At 45.9% G+C, this 21,386-nt stretch carries 25 protein-coding genes; 21 read left to right on the forward strand and 4 right to left on the reverse strand.

The features are described 5' to 3' along the window. Positions 1–117 precede the first annotated feature (117 nt). The 21 genes from NAF29_RS09260 to udk all read left to right on the forward strand — a co-directional run bounded on the left by NAF29_RS09260 (position 118) and on the right by udk (position 16,381). A complete protein-coding gene (locus tag NAF29_RS09260) occupies positions 118–642 on the forward strand; it encodes a YceD family protein (protein ID WP_251261266.1) in 525 nt (174 codons plus the stop codon). 5 nt (positions 643–647) lie between these two features. Continuing rightward, complete coding sequence (rpmF, locus tag NAF29_RS09265; RefSeq protein ID WP_251261267.1) at positions 648–812, forward strand: 50S ribosomal protein L32; 165 nt, start codon at positions 648–650, stop codon at positions 810–812. Positions 813–822: 10 nt separating this feature from the next. After that, complete coding sequence (gene plsX / locus NAF29_RS09270; protein ID WP_251261268.1) at positions 823–1,845, forward strand: phosphate acyltransferase PlsX; 1,023 nt, start codon at positions 823–825, stop codon at positions 1,843–1,845. A 12-nt stretch (positions 1,846–1,857) separates the two neighbouring features. After that, on the forward strand, positions 1,858–2,814 hold the full coding sequence (locus NAF29_RS09275; protein WP_251261269.1) for a beta-ketoacyl-ACP synthase III: 957 nt from the start codon (positions 1,858–1,860) through the stop codon (positions 2,812–2,814). A 20-nt stretch (positions 2,815–2,834) separates the two neighbouring features. Then, positions 2,835–3,770 carry an ACP S-malonyltransferase gene (gene fabD, locus NAF29_RS09280; protein ID WP_251261270.1) on the forward strand — a complete coding sequence of 312 codons (936 nt, stop codon included), beginning with the start codon at positions 2,835–2,837 and terminating at the stop codon, positions 3,768–3,770. A 10-nt stretch (positions 3,771–3,780) separates the two neighbouring features. Continuing rightward, a complete protein-coding gene (gene fabG, locus NAF29_RS09285) occupies positions 3,781–4,518 on the forward strand; it encodes a 3-oxoacyl-ACP reductase FabG (protein ID WP_251261271.1) in 738 nt (245 codons plus the stop codon). Positions 4,519–4,693: 175 nt separating this feature from the next. After that, positions 4,694–4,930, forward strand: a complete 237-nt coding sequence (gene acpP / locus NAF29_RS09290) for an acyl carrier protein (RefSeq protein WP_251261272.1) — start codon at positions 4,694–4,696, stop codon at positions 4,928–4,930. 70 nt (positions 4,931–5,000) lie between these two features. Further along, positions 5,001–6,239, forward strand: a complete 1,239-nt coding sequence (gene fabF, locus NAF29_RS09295; protein WP_251261434.1) for a beta-ketoacyl-ACP synthase II — start codon at positions 5,001–5,003, stop codon at positions 6,237–6,239. 90 nt (positions 6,240–6,329) lie between these two features. Then, positions 6,330–7,142 carry an aminodeoxychorismate lyase gene (pabC, locus tag NAF29_RS09300; protein ID WP_251261273.1) on the forward strand — a complete coding sequence of 271 codons (813 nt, stop codon included), beginning with the start codon at positions 6,330–6,332 and terminating at the stop codon, positions 7,140–7,142. Then, complete coding sequence (gene mltG / locus NAF29_RS09305; RefSeq protein WP_251261274.1) at positions 7,135–8,157, forward strand: endolytic transglycosylase MltG; 1,023 nt, start codon at positions 7,135–7,137, stop codon at positions 8,155–8,157. The genes pabC and mltG overlap by 8 nt, the downstream gene beginning before the upstream one ends. A gap of 3 nt (positions 8,158–8,160) precedes the next feature. Next, entirely contained in the window at positions 8,161–8,799 is a 639-nt protein-coding gene (tmk, locus tag NAF29_RS09310; RefSeq protein WP_251261275.1) for a dTMP kinase, read from the forward strand. Further along, positions 8,792–9,790, forward strand: a complete 999-nt coding sequence (gene holB / locus NAF29_RS09315; protein ID WP_251261276.1) for a DNA polymerase III subunit delta' — start codon at positions 8,792–8,794, stop codon at positions 9,788–9,790. Before tmk ends, holB begins: the two co-directional genes overlap by 8 nt. 52 nt (positions 9,791–9,842) lie before the next feature. Continuing rightward, positions 9,843–10,139, forward strand: coding sequence for a hypothetical protein (locus NAF29_RS09320; RefSeq protein WP_251261277.1), 297 nt, complete (start codon positions 9,843–9,845; stop codon positions 10,137–10,139). Further along, positions 10,132–11,058: a DUF6279 family lipoprotein gene (locus tag NAF29_RS09325; protein ID WP_251261278.1), complete on the forward strand. Its 927-nt coding sequence runs from the start codon at positions 10,132–10,134 to the stop codon at positions 11,056–11,058. Before NAF29_RS09320 ends, NAF29_RS09325 begins: the two co-directional genes overlap by 8 nt. Then, positions 11,009–12,025, forward strand: coding sequence for a beta-N-acetylhexosaminidase (gene nagZ, locus NAF29_RS09330; RefSeq protein ID WP_251261279.1), 1,017 nt, complete (start codon positions 11,009–11,011; stop codon positions 12,023–12,025). The genes NAF29_RS09325 and nagZ overlap by 50 nt, the downstream gene beginning before the upstream one ends. A gap of 13 nt (positions 12,026–12,038) precedes the next feature. Continuing rightward, on the forward strand, positions 12,039–12,584 hold the full coding sequence (gene ycfP / locus NAF29_RS09335) for an alpha/beta hydrolase YcfP (RefSeq protein WP_251261280.1): 546 nt from the start codon (positions 12,039–12,041) through the stop codon (positions 12,582–12,584). Between the two features lie 34 nt (positions 12,585–12,618). Then, positions 12,619–13,917: an NAD(P)/FAD-dependent oxidoreductase gene (locus NAF29_RS09340; protein WP_285817687.1), complete on the forward strand. Its 1,299-nt coding sequence runs from the start codon at positions 12,619–12,621 to the stop codon at positions 13,915–13,917. A 206-nt stretch (positions 13,918–14,123) separates the two neighbouring features. Next, the gene (locus NAF29_RS09345; protein WP_251261281.1) at positions 14,124–14,444 is read left to right on the forward strand and encodes a heavy metal-binding domain-containing protein; all 321 of its coding nucleotides are present in this window, start codon (positions 14,124–14,126) and stop codon (positions 14,442–14,444) included. An 11-nt stretch (positions 14,445–14,455) separates the two neighbouring features. Beyond that, positions 14,456–14,854 carry a hypothetical protein gene (locus tag NAF29_RS09350; RefSeq protein WP_251261282.1) on the forward strand — a complete coding sequence of 133 codons (399 nt, stop codon included), beginning with the start codon at positions 14,456–14,458 and terminating at the stop codon, positions 14,852–14,854. Between the two features lie 38 nt (positions 14,855–14,892). Further along, positions 14,893–15,552: a ceramidase domain-containing protein gene (locus tag NAF29_RS09355; protein WP_251261283.1), complete on the forward strand. Its 660-nt coding sequence runs from the start codon at positions 14,893–14,895 to the stop codon at positions 15,550–15,552. A 190-nt stretch (positions 15,553–15,742) separates the two neighbouring features. Beyond that, on the forward strand, positions 15,743–16,381 hold the full coding sequence (gene udk, locus NAF29_RS09360; protein ID WP_251261284.1) for a uridine kinase: 639 nt from the start codon (positions 15,743–15,745) through the stop codon (positions 16,379–16,381). Between the two features lie 48 nt (positions 16,382–16,429). Here the strand turns inward: udk and NAF29_RS09365 are convergent, their stop codons facing one another. The 4 genes from NAF29_RS09365 to NAF29_RS09380 form a co-directional block, all read right to left on the reverse strand. Continuing rightward, positions 16,430–17,746 (reverse strand): Na+/H+ antiporter family protein, encoded by a 1,317-nt coding sequence (locus NAF29_RS09365; protein WP_251261285.1) that lies wholly within the window; start codon positions 17,744–17,746, stop codon positions 16,430–16,432. Between the two features lie 47 nt (positions 17,747–17,793). After that, entirely contained in the window at positions 17,794–18,258 is a 465-nt protein-coding gene (gene pyrI, locus NAF29_RS09370; RefSeq protein ID WP_251261286.1) for an aspartate carbamoyltransferase regulatory subunit, read from the reverse strand. 1 nt (position 18,259) lies between these two features. Further along, complete coding sequence (pyrB, locus tag NAF29_RS09375) at positions 18,260–19,186, reverse strand: aspartate carbamoyltransferase (RefSeq protein ID WP_251261287.1); 927 nt, start codon at positions 19,184–19,186, stop codon at positions 18,260–18,262. Positions 19,187–19,291: 105 nt separating this feature from the next. Then, positions 19,292–21,328, reverse strand: coding sequence for a winged helix-turn-helix domain-containing protein (locus tag NAF29_RS09380; protein WP_251261288.1), 2,037 nt, complete (start codon positions 21,326–21,328; stop codon positions 19,292–19,294). Positions 21,329–21,386 lie beyond the last annotated feature (58 nt).

The following is a 21,386-nucleotide window of genomic DNA, read 5'->3' on the forward strand; positions in this document are numbered from 1 at the left end:
AACGACAGTTTAAGCGGGCGAGTACTAAATGTCAGTTGCTAATTCTTCGCGTAAAACACTGTTTTGATCAATATTTCCTTTGACTAACAAGCATTCCATCTTTATCATTCGCGCCCTATGCAAAAAGTGAATATTCCTGTACATCTCGATCCGGGCCGTTCTGCAACAAAACAGCAGTGTTTTGATGGAGTCATCCCACAACGAGTTTTACAACGTCTCTCAGATGTTTCTGTTGAAGACGGTGGTGTGGATGTCGCGATAGCATGTGACCGCGATGAACAGCATCTGGCCACGCTGACTGTCACTATAAACACTCAGTTGAAGTTGGAATGTCAGCGCTGTAACGAGCCTTTTCTTCATGATATAGGCATAAACGTTATATATAGCCCGGTCAAAGATGATGCTGCAGCAGAGCAGTTACCCGCTGAATATGAAGCGGTCATTCTGCCTGAAGCGGATAATTTGAATTTACACCAATTGATTGAGGACGAAATCTTGTTGGCGGTACCTTATGTACCGATGCATTTACCCAGTGAATGTAAGCAAGAAAGTCACACCAGTTGGGGTAAAACTGATGATGCCCAAGAGGATAAACCCAATCCTTTTGCGGTGCTTAATAAATTAAAAAGCAGTGAGGAGTAATAGCCATGGCTGTTCAAAAGAGCAAGGTAACTCGTTCACGACGCGGCATGCGTCGTTCACACGATTCTTTAAGTGGTCCAACTTTGTCTGTAGACGCGACGTCTGGTGAAACTCACCTTCGTCACCACGTTACAGCTGACGGCTACTACAAAGGTCGTAAAGTAAAGTAAGGTTCATACCTTGCGTAATCTAACCGTCGCGTTAGATGTAATGGGGGGCGATTTCGGCCCCTCCATTACTTTATCAGCTGCTTCTCAAGCACTCTCCTTATACCCCAATCTTTATCTATTATTGGTCGGGCAGTCAGATACGATCCAATCTTGGTTATATTCCCAATCCAGTGATATCCAGAAACGCTGCTCAGTGATTCATTCCGAGCAAGTCATCGAAATGGACGAACGTCCTGTGTCTGCGCTTCGAAATAAACGCCAATCATCCATGAGACTTGCGTTAGACGCTGTGGCCAATGGTCAGGCACAAGCATGCGTGAGTGCAGGCAATACGGGGGCATTGATGGCTATTTCACGAATGGTGTTGAAAATGCTGCCGGGCATCGAACGGCCTGCGCTTATTGCGGCTTTGCCGACACTCAATGGCGGTCGCGTACATATGTTGGATTTGGGCGCAAATGTCGATTGTGACTCTGACACTCTGTTTCAATTTGCCTTAATGGGCTCAGCTATGACGCGCGTTGTTGAAGGCATTTCGCGCCCTCGCGTCGCTTTGCTTAATATTGGTGAAGAAGAGATCAAAGGCAACGATCAAATTAAACAGACTGCGCAGCTACTTCATAATAGCGGTGATATTAATTACACCGGCTATATCGAGGGAAATGCTTTGTTTACAGGGCAAGCGGATGTTGTTGTTTGTGATGGTTTTGTTGGAAATATTTGTCTTAAAACCTGTGAAGGACTGACAAGCTTATTACTGTCGCGGTTATTTTCAGCGCAACGCACACCAGCATGGAAAAAGTGGTTGATTCGCAAGGTTTTTCCTGAAGTGATTAAACTGAAAGATGCGATGAACCCCGACCAGTACAATGGGGCAAGTTTGTTAGGATTGCGTGGAATTGTGGTCAAGAGCCATGGTAATGCTGACGAAAACGCAATGGCTACAGCGATTGGCGAAGCTGTCATCGAGATCGAACGGCAAGTCCCTGAGCGGATTGCCGACACTCTGGAATCCGCCCTTATGGGCAAATAAAACCGAGTTTTCATGTACGCAAGAATAATTGGAACAGGCAGCTACGCTCCGTCTACGGTTCGTACCAATGCCGACTTAGAAGCAATGGTTGAAACTAGCAATGAATGGATCCTTGAACGGACCGGCATTGCAGAACGACGTATTATTGGTAACGATGAGAGCATTACTGATTTAGCCCGTCACGCATCTGTAAATGCACTTGAAGCGGCTGGTATTGATGCCGATGGTCTAGACATGATCATCGTTGCTACAGCAAGTAATGCACTTGCTTTTCCTAGTGTTGCCTGTCAGTTGCAATCTGCACTAGGCGTAAATTCTATTCCTGCATTTGATGTGGCCGCAGCCTGTTCGGGCTTTGTGTACGCACTGAGTGTTGCGGATCAATATATCAAAACGGGCTTTGCCAAAAGAATCTTGGTCGTCGGCGCAGACACATTGAGCAAAATGTGTGAACCGAATGATCGCACGACTATTATTCTATTTGGAGATGCAGCGGCTGCTGTGGTGCTCGAAGCATCAGAAGAAACTGGCATATTGTCCACCCATTTGCATGCTGATGGTCGTCATACAGACTTATTGAAAGCCTCTGTTCCTGCCCACGGTGAAGTATCGGGGCCAGACGATTACATGTTTATGAAGGGCAATGAGGTCTTTAAAGTGGCCGTTACTAAACTGAGTGAAATTGTCGCAGAGACGCTCAAATCCAATGAGCTAGATAAACAGCAAATCGATTGGTTAGTGCCACACCAAGCGAACTTACGGATTATTGCAGCAACAGCTCGCAAGCTCAGTATGAGCATGGATCACGTTGTTGTGAATTTAGAACGCTACGGCAATACCTCTGCTGCATCAGTGCCCTTGGCTTTAGATGAAGCGGTCAGAGATGGGCGGATTCAACGTGGACAAACACTGTTGTTAGAAGCGTTCGGTAGTGGTTTTACTTGGGGCTCAGCCCTGATCAAATATTGATTCAATACAGGTAATCATAAATGACATCTAAACGTGTATTTTTATTCCCAGGCCAAGGCTCTCAAACGGTAGGCATGCTCGGTGAATGGGCCACACACCCTGTTGTTAAACAGACCTTTGATGAAGCATCAGCCGTACTTGGCTATGATCTGGCTGATCTTATTCAGAACGGCCCAGCAGAAGAACTGAACAAAACATTTGTTGCGCAGCCAGCATTGCTAGCCACAAGCGTTGCTTTGTATCGTGCATACATTGCAGAAGACGGCGATGTACCTGACTATATGGCCGGACACAGTTTGGGCGAATATTCGGCATTAGTCTGCGCTGAAGCGATTCCTTTCGCGCAGGGTATTAAACTGGTAGAACAACGCGGCAAGTTTATGCAAGCCGCTGTTCCTGAGGGAACCGGTGGAATGGCTGCTATCATTGGTTTGCCCGCTGAGAAAGTTGTGGAGTGTTGTGCTGAAGCCGCAGATGGCGAAGTCGTGTCTGCCGTGAATTTTAACTCTCCAATTCAAACGGTGATAGCAGGCCAAGCAGAGGCCGTTGTTCGAGCAAGTGCGGTCTGTAAAGATGCTGGTGCTAAACGCGTGGTGCCGTTGCCAGTAAGTGTGCCATCTCATTGTGCTTTGATGGAACCTGCCGCAGCTCAATTGCAAGTTGCTCTGGGCGATGTTGATGTCAATTTGCCTCAAGTGTCGGTTGTGAATAATGCAGATGTGGCAATCCGAACTGAGCCTGATGCAATCATTGGTGCGCTTGTACGACAATTGTTCAGCCCTGTTCGCTGGTCTGAAACAGTCACTTGGTTGGCTGACGATGGCGTAACAGAGGCATATGAGTTCGGCCCAGGAGCGGTTCTCACAGGATTAATTAAACGCGCCGAAAAGCGTATTGCGATTAAAACAGTAAATACAGCTGAAGCCGCTGTATTGCTCGCGAACGGCGAAGAGTAAGGGAAATTAAATGTCGGATTTAACCGGACAAGTAGTATTAGTAACAGGTGCTAGCCGAGGTATTGGCCGTGCGACAGCAGAATTGTTAGCGGAGCAAGGCGCATTTGTTTTTGGCACTGCGACAAGCGACAATGGTGCGCAAGCGATTAGCGACTACTTAGGTGACCAAGGTCATGGTTTAAAACTTAATGTGACAGATTCAGAGTCAGTTGCAGAAGTTTTTAAGACGATCAAGGAACTTAAAGGTGACATTGATATCTTAGTCAATAATGCCGGTATTACCCGTGACAACATTTTCATGCGCATGAAAGATGACGAATGGGAAGATGTGATTGATACCAATCTCACGTCGCTGTTTCGTCTTTCTAAAGCAGTTGTGCGCGGCATGATGAAAAAGCGTGCGGGCCGAATTATCAACATTGGTTCGGTGGTTGGTACCATGGGTAACGCAGGGCAGGCGAACTATGCTGCTGCTAAAGCGGGTTTGATTGGCTTTACCAAAGCCTTGGGACGAGAGCTTGCTTCTCGCAACATCACAGTCAACGCTGTAGCGCCAGGCTTCATCGAGACAGACATGACCCATGCTCTAGATGATGGACAAAAAGACGCGATTATGGGACAAGTACCTCTGAATCGTTTAGGATCGCCGAAAGAAATTGCTGCAACTGTTGCATTTTTGGCTTCTCCAGTGGCAGGTTACATCACTGGCGAAACCATTCATGTTAACGGTGGCATGTATATGGTTTAATACGCAGCGAAAAAACGCGCATCAGTTCCACAAAAAGCTGAAACTCAGCTATTCTTTTGTATAATTTGTGGTTCGACCAGCGCATCATTGGGTTCAGGATCTTGCATCTTGTAGCCGATTGAATAAACTACACAAAAATTTGCGCGAAGCGCTACTAGAAAGGAAAACAGCTATCATGAGCACTATCGAAGAACGCGTTAAGAAGATCATCATCGAACAACTTGGTGTTAAAGAAGAAGAAGTTAAGTCAGAATCTTCTTTCGTAGATGATTTGGGCGCTGACTCTCTGGATACAGTTGAGCTAGTAATGGCTCTTGAAGAAGAGTTCGATACAGAGATTCCGGATGAAGAAGCCGAGAAGATCACTACTGTTCAAGCAGCCGTAGATTACATCTTGGCTCACCAAGACTAATCCAATAGGTTTCTAATTAAGGCGGCTATTCAGCCGCCTTAATTTTTTATAAGACAGTCAGGAGGGTATGGTGTCCAAACGTCGTATTGTTGTTACTGGTATGGGTGTTTTATCGCCTGTCGGTAATTCCATAAAAGAGGCCTGGCCAAATCTATTGGCAGGTAAGAGTGGCATCACAAACATCGAACATTTCGATGCGGCCCAATTTCCAACACGCTTCGCTGGATTGATTCAAGATTTCAACATTGAAGAGTACATCTCTAAAAAAGATGCTCGTAAAATGGATGACTTTATTCAATATGGCATTGCCGCAGGTATCCAAGCTCTCAAAGACTCGGGTATTGAAGTGACAGAAGACAATGCTCACCGTATTGGTGCAGCAATTGGTTCTGGCATTGGTGGTTTAGGTTTAATTGAACAAAACCACAGCAATTTAGAAGCAAACGGTCCTCGTAAGATTTCTCCATTCTTCGTTCCATCTACCATCATCAATATGGTAGCAGGGCATTTATCGATTATGTATGGCCTGAAAGGTCCAAACATTGCGATTACTACAGCCTGTACTACTGGCGTTCATAACATTGGTCATGCCGCACGCATGATTGCTTATGGTGATGCTGATGTGATGGTTGCAGGTGGATGTGAGAAAGCTTCAACACCTTTGGGAATGGGTGGTTTTGGTGCTGCACGTGCATTATCAACTCGCAATGACGAACCGCAAAAGGCGAGTCGTCCATGGGACAAAGACCGAGATGGTTTTGTCTTGGGTGATGGTGCAGGTGTCATGGTACTCGAAGAGTATGAGCATGCCAAAGCACGTGGCGCTAAGATTTATGCAGAATTAGCTGGTTTTGGCATGAGTGGTGATGCATTTCATATGACCTCTCCACCGGCTGATGGTTCTGGTGCCGCGGCTTCAATGCAAAATGCATTGAACGACGCTGATGTGTCGCCAGAGGTAGTTGGTTATATCAACGCTCATGGCACTTCGACGCCTGCAGGTGATATTGCTGAGACCAACGCCGTTAAATCTGTTTTTGGTCAACATGCGTATGATTTAAAAGTGAGCTCTACTAAATCGATGACAGGACACCTATTAGGTGCTGCGGGTTCAGTGGAAGCTATCTTTACAATTTTAGCGCTGTGTGACCAAGAGATCCCACCTACCATTAATCTGGATAACCCAGATGAAGGTTGTGATTTGGATTACGTACCTCATGTAGCTGCGAAACACACAATGGAATACGCATTGTGCAACTCGTTTGGCTTTGGTGGTACCAATGGAAGCTTATTGTTTAAGCGCGTTTAAATCTCGCTTTAAGCTTTATATCCTGATGAAAGCCTGATAGTTTTTGCTGTCAGGCTTTTTTGTATTTAATGACGTGTGCGAACATTAGCAATGTGGATTAACGGACAACTAAACACCTCGATAGATCCCACTGACCGATCGGTTAGTTTTGGTGATGGTGTGTTTACAACATGTCGCGTTGTTCATGGCAAAATTGAACATCTTGAACTTCATCTTCAACGATTAAAGCGTGGCTGTCATGCGTTAAGTATTAAGAGTGTTGATTGGGCTTTGCTTGAGCATGAAATGCACCAGGCGGCTTCTTCAACCGATACCTATAGCGTATGCAAAGCTATTGTGTCTCGGGGCTGTGGTGGACGTGGTTATAGTCCTGAACAAGTTACTTGCCCAACTCGAATCGTCGGTATATTTGACTTCCCCAGCTTTGTCAGTGAATGGCGCCATCATGGTATTGCATTGGTTCTTGGCTCGCTAAAGCTTGGCGTGCAACCGGCTTTGGCCGGACACAAAACCCTTAATCGACTCGAACAAGTGCTCGGTAAGCAGGAGTTAATTGCGCAAGGAGCGCTTGAAGGCGTTTTCTGTGACAGTAATGGTTACGTGGTGGAATGTAACGCGTCCAATTTGTTTTGGCGCAAGGGAACAGAGATTTTCACGCCTCGTTTAAACCAAGCTGGCGTTGCTGGAATTTGTCGTCAACGCATTTTGCAATATTGCGCTGAACATCACACTGTTGTGAACGAAGTTTCGGTGTATCCAGCACAACTTGAAGATGCCGATGAGATGTTCATCTGCAACGGAGTTATGGGCCCAGTCCCTATTACTCATTTCCAACAACATCAGTTTGTTTCTCACTTCTTCTGTCGTTTGTTGCAAAAGGAATTGGATCCTCTCAATGTCTAAATGGTTACGTTTCATTGGTTTATTCGTTGTGGTTGCAGCGCTTGTCGCCGGTGCAGCTTGGCAATATTATCAATATCAAATGAAGCAATTTTTGCTTCAACCCGTTGTTATTTCTTCACCTCAAGTCATCCAGGTTTTACCGGGCAAGTCGGTGAAGTCATTGATGCGTGACTGGCAGCAAAATGGCTGGATTGAAAACGCTAATTACATGCGGTGGTTGCTAAAACGCCAACCTGAATTTGGCAAAATTCGAGTGGGGACCTATCAAATTGAAACAGATCAGAGCTTGCTTCAAAGCTTAGAACATTTGATTTCTGGGGCTGAGCATCAATATTCAATGACCTTTGTTGAGGGCAGCCGTTGGGCCGATTGGCAAACACAGCTTGCGCAGGCCGACACGCTCAATTCCTCGCCAATATTGAATCAACAGCAAGCCTTGTTGCAACACTTAGGTATTGAGCACCCCCTCATTGAGGGATGGCTTTACCCTGATACATATTTCTATACCCAAGGCACGCCTTCATTAACAATTGTAGAGCGCGCACATGATCGCATGAAGCAAATGCTTAAAGAGGCTTGGGCAAAGCGTCAACAAGAAAGCGATGATCATATCAAGACACCCTATGAAGCGCTGATTTTGGCGTCAATTATTGAAAAAGAAACGGGTCAACCTGACGAGCGGCCCACTATTGCATCAGTGTTTCACAATCGTTTTGATCTGCGAATGCGTTTACAAACCGACCCCACCGTTATTTATGGAATGGGCGACCGGTACGAAGGCAACATTACCAAAGCTGATTTACGTGAGGCCACTGCTTACAACACTTATGTTATTCGGGGGTTACCGCCAACGCCTATTGCAATGCCCGGTATTGAGGCCATAGAAGCGGCCATTAATCCGATTGAAACAGACTATTTATACTTTGTAAGTCAAGGCAATGGGCGCCATGTGTTTTCTAAAACGTTGCAAGAACATAATGCCAATGTTCGTCGCTACATATTGAATCGGGAGTAAGCTTTGAGCGGAAAGTTCATTGTTATTGAAGGCCTTGAAGGCGCAGGTAAATCCACTGCTAGCCACTGTGTCCGAGATATCTTAATGCAGCGAGGCATTACACTAGAGCAATGCAGAGAGCCCGGTGGAACGGGTTTGGGCGAAGCACTACGTGAATTGGTTAAAAGCCCAGATCTTGAAGATAGCCCTTGCGCTAAAGCAGAGTTGTTGCTGATGTACGCGAGCCGCGCTCAATTGGTCGAAACACGGATCAAACCTGCGTTGGGCAAAGGCAGTTGGGTATTAGGTGATCGCCACGATTTATCGTCACAAGCCTACCAGGGGGGAGGGCGCCAACTCTCTCAAGCAATGCTTGCGCAAATGAGAGACTTAGTGTTGGGTGACTTTAGGCCTGATCTAACCATCTACATGGACATTGATCCTGTGATTGGTTTGGAACGAGCCGGTCGACGAGGCGCGCTTGACCGCATAGAACAAGAGTCGCTCGACTTTTTTCATCGCACACGCGCACGATATCTTGAACTCGCTGAGGGGGATGCTTCCATTGTGACCATTGATGCTAGTCAATCTCTGGAAAAAGTAGAGGCTGATATTGCGGATGCTGTGAACGCGCGTATTTCATCTTGGCTCAGCCATGACTGAGTTATTTCCATGGCAAGCGACGAGTCAAAACTATCTATTGCAACTGATTGCATCTGATAGGCTCCCTCATGCAATGTTATTTAGCGGCACTCATGGTATTGGTAAAGGAAGACTCGTTGAGTGGCTGGCTCATCGCTTATTGTGCCATCAGCCAACGTCTCAAGGTGCTTGTGGTGTTTGCCGAAGTTGCTTGCTGCTCAAAGCTGGCAGTCACCCTGATTTAATTCAAATTGAAAGTGACAAAGCCAGCATCGGCGTCGACTTAATTCGACAAGCCATCACCAGCTTGAGTGAAACTGCACATCAGCAAGGAGCGCGAGTGGTGATCATCGAACACGCTCAAAACATGACGGAATCTGCGTCTAACGCATTGCTTAAAACGCTTGAAGAGCCAGGCCGGCAAAGCTTTCTTTTGCTCACTAGCCCAAGCGCGAGTCAGCTGATGGCAACAATCACCAGCCGATGCCAAAACTATGTTGTACCTGTGCCTGATGAAAACATCGCGCTTGAATGGTTGCAGCAACAAGGGAGTGACGCAACCGAAGCACACCTTCGGCTCAATTGTGGTGCTCCATTAGTCACTCAAAAATTTGTGTCTGATGGTAACCATCTTCGGCTCGATGCATTTCTAGTGCGAATGCTGGGTGTGCTGAAAGGCCAAGTTCCTGCTCAAGAGTTGGTTGATGAAGCGGTGGCAGACTCGCCTGAGTCGTTTGCTTGGCTTTGCGCTCTATTGTTAGATGTACAAAAAGTCATGGCGGGTGCCAGCAAAGACTATTTGGTGTTTGCTAATCATTGGACTGAGTTACAAGGTGTCGCCGCTATGTATGATCATCAGTGCCCTGATTGGGCTCCTTGGCTGTCTCGTTGGCAGTTGGCCTTGTCGGGGCGAGGTCTAAATTTAAGTATGCAATGGCAGGCGATGCTATCAGAGTTGTCCTTGCAACTGGGGGCTGAATCGGCTCTAACCTTGAGCGGGAAACTCCCGTAACTTCTTGTTTCAATGGGTACGACAAGTGCCTGCAATGAATGGGTGTGAACACATGTCGGTAATCGTCCCCTTATGGCTACTATGGTTGGTCTTATGGTTTGTATTCACATATATGATTGTTCGCCAATCGAAAAAGCTGATTGCCAACATTCAAGCCCATGATGCGGATTATATTTTTCCGGGGTGGAAGACCTTTCTTTTGCAAATGTGGCAACAGAAATTTGACTACGACCAAGAGTCCGAACTGTATTATTTGTGTGTGGACTACCGAAAATTGTTGAGAGTTTGGGTTTTTATGGCCATCTTAGTTGCAGTGGTTCGATTCATAATCTTGGTGATGAATGTATAAGCCCCTAACCATCGTCTTTGCCATCCTTTTACTCTCAGGGTGTAGCTTTAAAACAACATATGGATGGCTTGATTGGATTGTGCCTTGGTATGTTGATGATTATGTTTCTTTGAATGCGTCGCAAGAAGCGGTGCTTGACCACGAACTGGCGTTAGTACTCGACTGGCATCAACGCGAAGAATTAAAACGATACGCTGCAGAAATCGAAGTGTTTCGTGGCCAAATCGCAACTCAATCATGGACCCCTCGACAGTGGTTGGAGCAACGTAGCCGAATTCAATCTCATCAGCAACGCCTGCTTGCGGTTGTAGCGCCAGGTTTAAAAAAAATAATCACGTCTCTGTCAGAACAACAAATCAATGAGTTGCTTGTAAACGTTGATGAAAGCTTTAATGACTACCTAGATGAGGCAGAAGAACGCTCAGACGAAGAGTGGGCAGAGCATTGGCAAGAGAGAACCGAAGACACAGTAGAAAAATGGCTGGGGCGACTCACCTCTCAACAAAAACAGCTTATTGAGAATTGGTCTGCCGTACGGCCCTATGATTATGAGATCGTACGGCAGCAAGGTTTGCATTGGAGATCTTTGTTGAAGCAGTTACTCAAACCTCGACCTGAGCATCAATCTGAGCTTACTTTCCAGCAAATTTTTATGAACGATCCGGTGACACACACCGATACATTCGCCACTTATTTAAAACAGGTACGGTTGGCTTATGCTCAGCTTTATGCTGACCTTCACCCCTCATTGACTAAAAAGCAACGCCAACATCTCGACCGAGAGCTTGCCGACTGGCAGCAAGATTTCATTGATGTTGCGAATGAATATGAACCCGATACGATCACTAATGACAGTAAGGAATTGACCCATGGGCCCTCTGATGCTCGACCTGAACAGCACGCAGCTGCAGGCGGATGAACATAAATTACTGCAACATCCTGCTGTGGGTGGTGTTATCTTTTTTACCCGAAATTTTGAAAGCCGCTCTCAGCTGATCTCGCTGATTAGCGAAGTGAGAGCCGCAGCCAATAAACCTTTGATATTAGCTGTTGACCACGAAGGGGGACGTGTTCAACGTTTTCGTTCAGGCTTTTCCGCAATTCCAGCAATGGCTGATATTCCAGTGCTCGCCGCTGACTGTGGTTGGAATGAAAAAAGGCTCGCGCGCGAATTAGGTTGGCTTATGGCAGCTGAAGTGTTGGCATGCGATATTGATATTAGTTTTGCGCCTGTATTAGATTTGAATGGGATCAGTGAAGTCATAGGCAATCGCTCGTTTGGTACCACATCAGAGCGTGTCATTGACTTGGCAGATGCATTTATTGAAGGTATGCATGATGCAGGCATGAAATGCACTGGTAAGCATTACCCAGGGCACGGCAGTGTGGCCGCAGACTCACACATTGCTATACCTGTGGACGAGCGTTCCAAAGCCTGTGTGGAAAACGACGAGCAGGTCTTTAGAGAATTGATTGACGCGAATCAAATTGATGCCATTATGCCTGCCCATGTGATTTACCCTGAGTTTGACGATAAACCTGCGGGGTTTTCCAAATTTTGGCTCGATCGGTTACGCCAAGATTTAAGCTTTGAAGGTGTGATATTTTCGGATGATTTAGCTATGAAGGGCGCTGAACCAATGGGCAGTTACCCACAACGGGCTCAAGCTGCATTGAACGCGGGTTGCGATATGGTCTTGCTGTGCAACGATCGTGAAGGCGTGAATGAGCTACTCGCTAATACGGCTTGGCGAAATGGATTTGAAGACTCGCAAAGAATCAAAACTCTGTTAAACTCCACAACAACTGAGTGGGATTATTTGCACTCTTGCGAACGCTATACTCAGTTGCTTTCGGCAATTCCCTCAATCGCCATCAAGGAATAGTGGAGCAGACGTCATGATCATTTATTTACACGGATTCGATTCAACCAGCCCCGGTAATCACGAAAAAATATTACAGCTTAAATTTATTGATCCTGACGTCCGTTTTGTCACATATAGCACGCGTCACCCGAAGCATGATATGAGTCATATTCTCAAAGAAATAAAGCGAGAGTTAGACAACAGCAATGACAAGTCTCCGTTACTGGTTGGAGTCGGGTTAGGTGGTTACTGGAGTGAACGAGTTGCTTTTTTAAGCGGTATTCGCTCGGTGATATTTAATCCAAATTTGCACCCACAAGACAACATGGTTGGCAAAATTGACCGACCTGAAGAATATGCAGACATTGGTACTAAATGTGTCAGTGCATTTCGTGAAAAAAATAAAGAAAAATGCCTCTGTATCCTTTCCACACAAGACGAGACTCTGAATAACAGAGCAAGTGCGGAAGAACTCGAACCCTACTACAAGGTCATATGGGACGATCAGCAAACTCATAAATTCAAATCAATTGCTGCTCATTTACCGGCCATTCAAGAGTTCAAACAACAGGATTTATAATTGATTCCGCGTATTAGCGGTAGGTAGAGGCAAAATGACTATATCTCGCATCGTCATCGTTGGCGGCGGCGCGGGCGGGCTTGAGCTCGCCACTCGACTGGGTAATAAGTTGGGTAAGCGCAATAAAGCAGAAGTCACCCTTGTTGACAAAAATCGTACTCACTTATGGAAACCCTTACTGCATGAAGTTGCCACTGGGGCGCTTGATGACGGTACCGATGCTGTGAGCTATCGTGCGCACGCAGCCAATCATGGTTTCGACTTTCAACTTGGCAGCATGTCGGGTATTGACCGCGATAAAAAGCAGTTGATCATGGCTCCGCTGCTTGGCGAAGATGGTGAGCAAGTTCTTCCTCAGCGTTCGATCGACTATGATTATTTGGTCATAGCCATCGGTAGCGTGTCGAATGATTTCGGAACGCTGGGTGTAAAAGAGCACTGTATCTTTTTGGATAGTCCGGATCAGGCTCATCGTTTTCATCGTAAAATGCTCGACTTATTCTTCCGTCTGCATGTTCAAGGAGCTGAGAGTGACCCGCTACGAATTGCCATTGTTGGCGGTGGAGCAACGGGAGTCGAGTTGTCGGCTGAATTGCATAATGCTGCTCGGCAAATGAAAAGTTATGGCGTACGCCACGTGAGCCAAAGTAATCTTAAAGTCTCCTTAGTTGAGGCTGGAGAGCGAATTTTACCCGCTTTACCTCCTCGTATTTCGGGGGCTGCTCACCAAGAGTTGACCAAGCTTGGAGTGAAGGTGTCTACGGCAACCATGGTGACCGAAGCTACGTCTGAAGGGTTAATGACCAAAGACGGTCACTTGATACAAGCTGACTTAATGGTTTGGGCTGCAGGAATTAAAGGCTCTGATTTTCTAAAAGATATTGCGGACCTTGAAACTAATCGAAACAATCAACTGGTTGTAAAACCGACCTTGCAAACCTCGCGAGACGATTCAATCTACGTGATTGGGGACGCGGCAAGCTGTCCAATGGGTGATGGAAAGTTTGTGCCACCTAGAGCGCAATCAGCGCATCAAATGGCCAGTCATGCTTATAAAAATATTAGAGCTCAACTTAATGGTGAAGCTCAGTCTGATTATGTTTATAAAGATCATGGCTCTCTTGTGTCATTAAGTCGCTTTAGTACCGTGGGTAGTCTCATGGGCAATTTAACCAACGGCTCAATGATGGTCGAAGGGCGTATTGCACGCATGGTTTATATCTCACTATATCGAATGCACCAAGTTGCGTTGCACGGTTATTTTAAAACAGCCATGGTGACGTTTTCAGACAAGATTAGTCGTGTGTTCAAACCTAAGCTTAAACTTCACTAAGGGACCTTAGCGCGACTTTAAACACCGGTAAAGCCAGCTGCGAGGCTGGCTTTTTTATGGACGTTCATTACTCTAAAGCCGCTGATGGATGGTTTATAGTAGCCTAGAATGAATGAGCATACGGACATAAAAAGATACAAAAGATTCGGTGTTTTTGGCTCGCAATGCGGTAAATTAAATACTCCATTAATGAATAGGGGCATCTCATGATTATTGCGACAACCGAGCATATTGGTGGTTATACCATCGTTGAAAATTTAGGCGTGGTGACGGGGAATATCGTTCAGTCTAAACATGTTGGACGCGACATTATGGCTGGGTTGAAAACAATCTTTGGTGGCGAAATTAGAGGGTATACCGAAATGCTATCAGAGGCGCGAGACAACGCGCAGGCTCGCATGCTTGAGCAGGCGCAGACTCTGGGCGCGGATGCCGTAGTAGGGGTTCGATTCACATCCAGTGCGATTATGGATGGTGCCTCTGAACTCATGGTGTTTGGAACGGCAGTTAAGATCCGCCGGTCTTAACAGGAACACTGATGCATCAGATTATTGCGAAGGGGGCTGCGACAATGGCCGTATTGATCAGCCCTGCGTTAACTGCCGTTGAAATCGGACTTCATTGCCGTAACCCGGATTTAGAAATTCGATGCTTTGAAGGAAGCTGCGACAGCTCTGATGATTTCACACCCATGCATGTGGTGATTAATACCGACAACTCGATGAGTATTTGTGCCTATTCGGGATGCTGGGAAGGGCCTTCAGAATACTTTAGCTCTGGCACATTCGAAGCATTCTTTGCACACCAGTTATCGTTTCTTCCTATGAAGTCAGCGAGTATGAACGCTGATTTTGCGGTGGTGTTTGACTATGCTGATGAAATGGCAATTGTGAAAGGTTTCGGTTTTGCAATGCCAATGCAATGTGAACCGTTGTAATATGTAACTCGCGAGGACAATCTTATATAGGCACGGATATGCTGACTCAATTGAATAACTACTGTGAACGGCTTGATTTCAGTTTTTGGTCGGAGCCTGCCAATGCGCTAACCAACATCGGCTTTATATTGGTGGGAATGCTCGCATTGTCATTGCTCAACCGCGGTGATACCAAACCGTTGAGCTTGACCATATTGGCGATGTTCATGGTAATTATTGGGATTGGCAGCTTCCTATTTCATACTTTTGCTACCCGCTGGGCAATGCTCGCAGACATCATTCCTATCTACATTTTCCAAATTATTTTCTTGTTTGCCTACCCTCGACAAGTCCTGAAGCTAAGCTGGGTTCAAACGAGCCTATGTTTTGTCTTATATATTGCAGTGGTGTTGGGGAGCAAGTATCTCCCGTTCAGTTTGAATGGTTCGGAAATGTACCTGCCTACCATTGCGGCGCTGGTGGTGTTCAGTATGGCGCACAAACGTCGCTATCAAACTTACGATAGAGCCCTCATGTTGGGGAGTGTTATCTTTGCAGCATCGCTGTTATTTCGCACGATTGATCAAGCCATATGTTCAACCATACCGCTGGGCACACACTTCTTATGGCACTCTTTGAATTCGTTAGTTTTATTTTTGTGTTGGTTTAGCATTTATCGCTATCACGCCTTACTCGAGACCAAACGAGACGCTGGCTAAATATATACGAGCAATACAAATCAAAAGGATGGTAACATTACGACATTAAAAGTTGTCGATATCGTCAACTATACAGGCGCATAGTCAATTTACTTATCGTGCTTCCATGTTTAACAGCTCAGCATGTTGGGTGAGAGAGCGACTATCATTGTGTCTATCGAGAAAAGAATTGGATTTGGGTAACAGTAAGATGTCGATATCTGTAGTGATTGCTGTGGCAGGGGCGAGCGCTTCTGGCAAGAGCTTAATTGCACGAACTATTCATGATGAAATTCTAGCCGAGCGCGACGTTTGTGATGTAGTGATCATCTCGGAAGACTCGTATTACAAAGATCAGCACCACCTTTCCATGGCGCAACGAGAGCAAACTAATTACGATCACCCCGAAGCATTTGATCATGATTTGTTGTCTGAGCATTTAGCGCAGTTAAAACAAGGCAATGCAGTTAATGTGCCTATGTATAGCTATGAAACCCATACTCGAAGTGATGAAACGACACGTTTAGAACCTGCTCAAGTGGTTATTATCGAAGGTATTCTTTTGCTCAATTCGCCCTTACTTCGGGAGCAATTTGACGTAAGCCTTTATATGGATACGCCGCTTGATATTTGTTTGCTGCGCCGTTTATCACGAGATGTGAAAGAGCGAGGGCGAACGATGGACTCTGTGATCAACCAGTATGTCAGCACGGTTCGTCCGATGTTCCAGCAATTCATTGAACCATCAAAGCAGTATGCCGATTTGATCATTCCACGTGGTGGTAAAAACCGCATTGCGATTGATATTTTGAAGTCACGGATCCATCAGTTACTTGAAGGTCACGCTTAGCCGTTGGAGCCTCGGTTCGAGACTCGTCTAGCCGAGGAAAACGCAACGTTAAAGTGAAATGGCTGCTAGCCAACCTGCCGCCATCAAGGGTAAGTTGTAGTGAACGAACGTAGGTACAACGGTATCCCATATATGATCATGTTGCCCGTCGGCATTCAAGCCTGACGTTGGCCCCAAGGTTGAATCTGAAGCGGGTGAGCCTGCATCACCCAACGCAGCAGCTGTGCCAACAAGTGCTATGGTGGCTGGTACAGAGAACTCCAAGCCAATACATAAAGGCACGTAGAGCGTGGCGATAATTGGAATAGTTGAGAATGATGAACCAATACCCATAGTGATCAATAATCCAACCACTAACATCGCGAATGCCGCTACAGCTTGATTACCCGCAAATTGTTCAGTGAGCCCAGCGACTAATGTATCCACATGGCCAGTGGCTTTAACGACCTCAGCAAAGCCTGATGCGGCAATCATAATGAAGCCGATCATGGCCATTAACTTCAACCCGCCATAAAACACATCATGTGTTTCATTCCATTTAACTAAGCCTGTTAGTGTAAACACTGCTACACCTGCTAATGCACCAAGAATAATGGAGCCTGTGTAAAGCTGAACTACGAGCGTAATCACAATTGAGGCAAGGGCAATCATACGTTGCTTAAAGCTCGGCAGCACCAACTTGTCTTCGTGAATATCTGTAGAGGCATAGACCCTTGGCTTACGGTAGCTAATGAATATTGCAACCAGCAATCCACAAACCATGCCTAACGCGGGCAATGCCATGGCGGGCATCACCATATTGGCATTTGCTTCTAATCCATTGTTAGTTAAATTGGCCAAGAGTATGTCGTTTAAAAATATGGACCCAAAGCCAATAGGGAGCAACATATAAGGGGTGACAAGACCGAACGTAAGCACACAAGCAACAAGTCTTCGGTCGAGCTGAAACGAGCTCATAATGCGTAACAATGGTGGTACTAAAATTGGGATAAAAGCAATGTGCACAGGAATTACGTTTTGTGACATAACAGCCATAATCAGAAGTGCAAACAACATCAGTGCTTCGACGACTGCTGATTGCTTCGCTGTGGGCTCGTGTCCAAGTTTTGAAATAATGCTGTGAGCCAACCAAATGGTGATACCCGAACGGGATAGGGCGACGGCAAAGGCACCTAACATGGCGTACCCAAGCGCAATGGTTGCGCCGCCTCCTAATCCTTTTTCAAACGCTTTGATGGTATCGGGCAGTGGTAGGCCCGCACTCACTCCGGCAACAATCGCACTGACAGTCAGTGCAATCACCACGTTGATTCTGAGCAAACTTAAGCCCAGCATTAAAACAACGGCAATAATGACAGCATTCATAACATTAAATATCGAGATGATTTGTTGCCCAGTTGGGCAACAAGAGATTACTTAAGTTCAACGAATAGACGTTGAGAGAAGCTTTTTTCGCAATAGTGACATTTCAAAGTGACATCGGGCGTATCTTCGGTCACGTAAAAGCGACTATCCACTGGCTCATCGTGGCATATGCAATTGCTATTGGGACAGGTCAACACGCCAATTACAGCTTCAGGTAAGGTCACCTGATATTTTTCAACCACATCATAGTCGTCAATCACATTGATGGTGGCATCTTTCGCAAACAGCGCCAACTGATTGGCCTGTTGGACATCAAAGATGGTGTTTTCGACTTTGATAATATCTTTTTTGCTAGATGAGTGTTTTGAGCGCAGGTTTAAACCTACGGTAATCGCATCTTGCTGCTGAGTGAGTTGAAAGAACTTCAGAATACGAATGCCCATCCCAGCTGGGATGTGGTCAATGACGGTGCCGCGCTCAATGGCTTCAACTTGTAACTTGTGCTCTGCCATCTTAGTTAAACTCCTTTGATAACACTAAAGCGAGCAGCGCTTGGCGCGCGTACACCCCATTTTCTGCCTGTTCAAAATAGTAAGCGTATGGCGTTTGGTCTACGTCTGGCGTAATTTCGTCCACTCTGGGAAGAGGGTGAAGAACTTTGAGGTTGTCCTTCACTTGACTCAACATGTTGGCGCTGAGAACAAAATTGGCTTTCATATGTTGATATTCAGTGGGGTCAAAGCGTTCTTTTTGCACCCGAGTCATGTAAAGAATATCGAGCTTTGGAATAATCTGCTCAAGCTCTTCGACCACTTCAAACTCAACGCCTGATTTATTTAGCTCTTCACATAAATAGTCGGGCATGGCCAATGCTTGCGGTGATACAAAGTAAAATTTACAGCGGAATAATGATAAAGCCTGCGCTAAAGAGTGAACGGTACGGCCATATTTAAGATCCCCAACAAAGGCTACATGCAAGTGCTCAAGGCTGCCTTGAGTTTCATAAATTGAAAATAAATCGAGCAATGTTTGTGTCGGATGTTGGTTGGCGCCATCGCCTCCATTGATCACGGGGACATTGGAGAACTCTGATGCTAAACGCGCAGCACCTTCTTTGGGATGGCGCATGAAAAATGCATCGGTATACGAAGAAATAACTTTCACAGAGTCGGCTAAGGTTTCACCTTTTTGACCCAGCGATGTATTGCCTGCCGAATCAAAGCCTATCACGGTACCGCCAAGCCGTTGGGCTGCGGTTTCAAATGATAAACGTGTTCGAGTTGAGGCTTCAAAAAAGCAACTCGCAATAACTTTATTGCGCAGTAGATCTGGACGAGGCGTCTGCTTCAATTGCTTTGCGGTATTTACAATGAGCTCGAGTTCATCGCGTGATAAATCTGCGATGGAAACAATGTGCTTTTGGTAGAGCGTGTTGGTCATGCTGCATCCCGGGAAACGGCTTAAGCCGATGTGCCTGATGGCCAGGCACAGCCGGAGCAGGATTATATCACCGTGGCTCCAACTGTGGGAGCCACCATTAAAAATTTAGTGATTTAATTGCTGGATGAGCTGGCTTTGAGGGTCATCAACTTCTGTGAGAAATTCGTTTTCTTGCACCGAGGTCACCGTACCTCTGTATCCGCCGCGTTCAACAATCAGTTTGTGCTCACCTGTGGTGAGATCAAACTCATAGATATTTTTGATCTGATTGGCGCGGTTCAAGTAATAGTAAAGTTTACTTTTACTACTGGATACAAACTGGCTGTTGTAAGGCATGTTAGTGACAAAGGTGCGCGTATTGTTCGGCTCAAGTTTGAATAACTTGTTGCTGTTGCGAGCGCTGAAGAATAGTTCGCCATTGATTGTAATTGCATTGCTGTTGGCTGGAATCGAAAGCGCCTTGTTCGAGCCATCAATAATCGAGAACTTATAAAAGGTTCTGGGATCACTATTGCTGTCGCTATAAAACAGGTGTTGGTGATCATTCGATAGCCCGATGACTTCCACAAACAAATTATGGTCCATGACGACTTTGGAGCTATTCACAGCAAATGAATATAGGAGTACTTGCTGACCTCGTTGGATCAGAAGCCACAAGTCGTCTGTCGACCAAAACATTCCATCAATGGTGTGTTCATCATCAAAATTTGTAATCGTGGTTTGTTCGTTACCGTTGGTAGTCACAATTTGCTCGGAGCCGCTGGCATCACTTACAAATGCGAACATATCACTGTTGTGGGCAAAGGTAGGCAAGCGCTCATTGGCATTCGTGCCTGTCACCCGCACTGCTCTGGTGTTGATATTGTGTCGCTTAATATTGCTATCGTTGATGGATTCGATATACAGATATTGCTCGTTCTCGGTGACAGTGAGGTTTTGCAATACACCGTTTGCAGTAAGGATTGGTTCTGCGTGGCGACGATTAAAGTACCAGCGATACAATGTATCGCTCTCACTGAATACAATGCCGGAACCATCTGGCATCAGTTCTAAGTCGGTGATATTGAGCAGCGTCGTTAAGCGCTCTATTAATTCAAATTCTTCGTTGACCACAGTGATGTGATTCTGTCGATAATCGCGTGTTGCGATGGCAATCATGCCATGACCAAACTTGGCTTGATGCGCCTGCTGTTTAAAGTCTGTGGGGTAGAGCGCACCAGACTCTGGCTCCAAACGATATAAGTAGTGTTCCCATTCGTTCAATAACGTGAGGGTAACAAGAATGTGATTGTCATTGTTCCAGCTCATACTCCCCACACGGTTTTTTTGGCTTTCATACACAACTTTGCGTTGTTCAAAAGACAAGCTTTGGGGATCTAATTGATACGTAAATATTTGCGTCATGCGGTTGGCATAGCGACTAAGTGCGAGGGTTTGGCCGTCTTTTGACCAAGCCAGGCGATAATCTGCATAACCTGTGTCAAATGAATCAATGGTTTGAGTCATATCAGGATCTTGATAAATTAATTCGACCCCAGACTTGGTTTGTCTCACAGTCGCGATATGAGATTGGTTGGAGTTAGATGCTAATTGCATGTAGTAGTGCTCGCTGTCATTAATCACAGGGAGATTGAGCACGTTGCTATTCGGTGTATTGTCTGTTGATTCAGCTCCACCGAAGGCAAACCAGAGCGCAATAGCAAGCACCACCACAAGCACTCCGGCCCAAATGAGCGCTGACGTATTGCGTTTCGATGCGGAGGTTTCTGAAACGGGTTCGTCCGTGGGAAGTGGGCTTTCTTCACCCAGGTACGGCGTTGGTTCGATCTCTAATGCATACCCTTTTTTAGGGTAAGTGCGAATGAAAACGTCTGACTTGTCATCTGTCGCCAATAACTTTCGCAGTTTTGAAATACAACGATGCACAGACTGCGGCGACACGACGGTACTTTTCCAAACCTCTTCAATGAGTTCGTCAGTACTGACCACATGCCCATTATTGTGAGCCAAATAGAGTAAGACTTGCATGACTTTTGGCTCTACTTTGAATGTGTCGCCGTTGCATTCAATGCAGTCGAAATTAGGCTTGACTAAAAAGTCGCGTAGAAAAAAGCCTTTAGAAAGATTGGAGTTGATCGACATGAACTTTAACTACACTCGCAATAACAGACATACTCACCGGCACGATAATACGAGATTT

The organism is Echinimonas agarilytica (assembly GCF_023703465.1).
GTDB classification, from domain to species: domain Bacteria; phylum Pseudomonadota; class Gammaproteobacteria; order Enterobacterales; family Neiellaceae; genus Echinimonas; species Echinimonas agarilytica.

Coding starts and splice junctions, on each gene's coding strand:
- NAF29_RS09345 (WP_251261281.1), top strand. CDS start 14,124: ATGATTATTGCGACAACCGAGCATATTGGTGGTTATACCATCGTTGAA.
- NAF29_RS09355 (WP_251261283.1), top strand. CDS start 14,893: ATGCTGACTCAATTGAATAACTACTGTGAACGGCTTGATTTCAGTTTT.
- NAF29_RS09340 (WP_285817687.1), top strand. CDS start 12,619: ATGACTATATCTCGCATCGTCATCGTTGGCGGCGGCGCGGGCGGGCTT.
- NAF29_RS09350 (WP_251261282.1), top strand. CDS start 14,456: ATGCATCAGATTATTGCGAAGGGGGCTGCGACAATGGCCGTATTGATC.
- fabD (WP_251261270.1), top strand. CDS start 2,835: ATGACATCTAAACGTGTATTTTTATTCCCAGGCCAAGGCTCTCAAACG.
- ycfP (WP_251261280.1), top strand. CDS start 12,039: ATGATCATTTATTTACACGGATTCGATTCAACCAGCCCCGGTAATCAC.
- NAF29_RS09260 (WP_251261266.1), top strand. CDS start 118: ATGCAAAAAGTGAATATTCCTGTACATCTCGATCCGGGCCGTTCTGCA.
- NAF29_RS09320 (WP_251261277.1), top strand. CDS start 9,843: ATGTCGGTAATCGTCCCCTTATGGCTACTATGGTTGGTCTTATGGTTT.
- udk (WP_251261284.1), top strand. CDS start 15,743: ATGTCGATATCTGTAGTGATTGCTGTGGCAGGGGCGAGCGCTTCTGGC.
- NAF29_RS09275 (WP_251261269.1), top strand. CDS start 1,858: ATGTACGCAAGAATAATTGGAACAGGCAGCTACGCTCCGTCTACGGTT.
- NAF29_RS09365 (WP_251261285.1), bottom strand. CDS start 17,746: ATGAATGCTGTCATTATTGCCGTTGTTTTAATGCTGGGCTTAAGTTTG.
- NAF29_RS09325 (WP_251261278.1), top strand. CDS start 10,132: ATGTATAAGCCCCTAACCATCGTCTTTGCCATCCTTTTACTCTCAGGG.
- nagZ (WP_251261279.1), top strand. CDS start 11,009: ATGGGCCCTCTGATGCTCGACCTGAACAGCACGCAGCTGCAGGCGGAT.
- holB (WP_251261276.1), top strand. CDS start 8,792: ATGACTGAGTTATTTCCATGGCAAGCGACGAGTCAAAACTATCTATTG.
- mltG (WP_251261274.1), top strand. CDS start 7,135: ATGTCTAAATGGTTACGTTTCATTGGTTTATTCGTTGTGGTTGCAGCG.
- pyrB (WP_251261287.1), bottom strand. CDS start 19,186: ATGACCAACACGCTCTACCAAAAGCACATTGTTTCCATCGCAGATTTA.
- acpP (WP_251261272.1), top strand. CDS start 4,694: ATGAGCACTATCGAAGAACGCGTTAAGAAGATCATCATCGAACAACTT.
- rpmF (WP_251261267.1), top strand. CDS start 648: ATGGCTGTTCAAAAGAGCAAGGTAACTCGTTCACGACGCGGCATGCGT.
- fabG (WP_251261271.1), top strand. CDS start 3,781: ATGTCGGATTTAACCGGACAAGTAGTATTAGTAACAGGTGCTAGCCGA.
- pabC (WP_251261273.1), top strand. CDS start 6,330: ATGTGGATTAACGGACAACTAAACACCTCGATAGATCCCACTGACCGA.
- pyrI (WP_251261286.1), bottom strand. CDS start 18,258: ATGGCAGAGCACAAGTTACAAGTTGAAGCCATTGAGCGCGGCACCGTC.
- NAF29_RS09380 (WP_251261288.1), bottom strand. CDS start 21,328: ATGTCGATCAACTCCAATCTTTCTAAAGGCTTTTTTCTACGCGACTTT.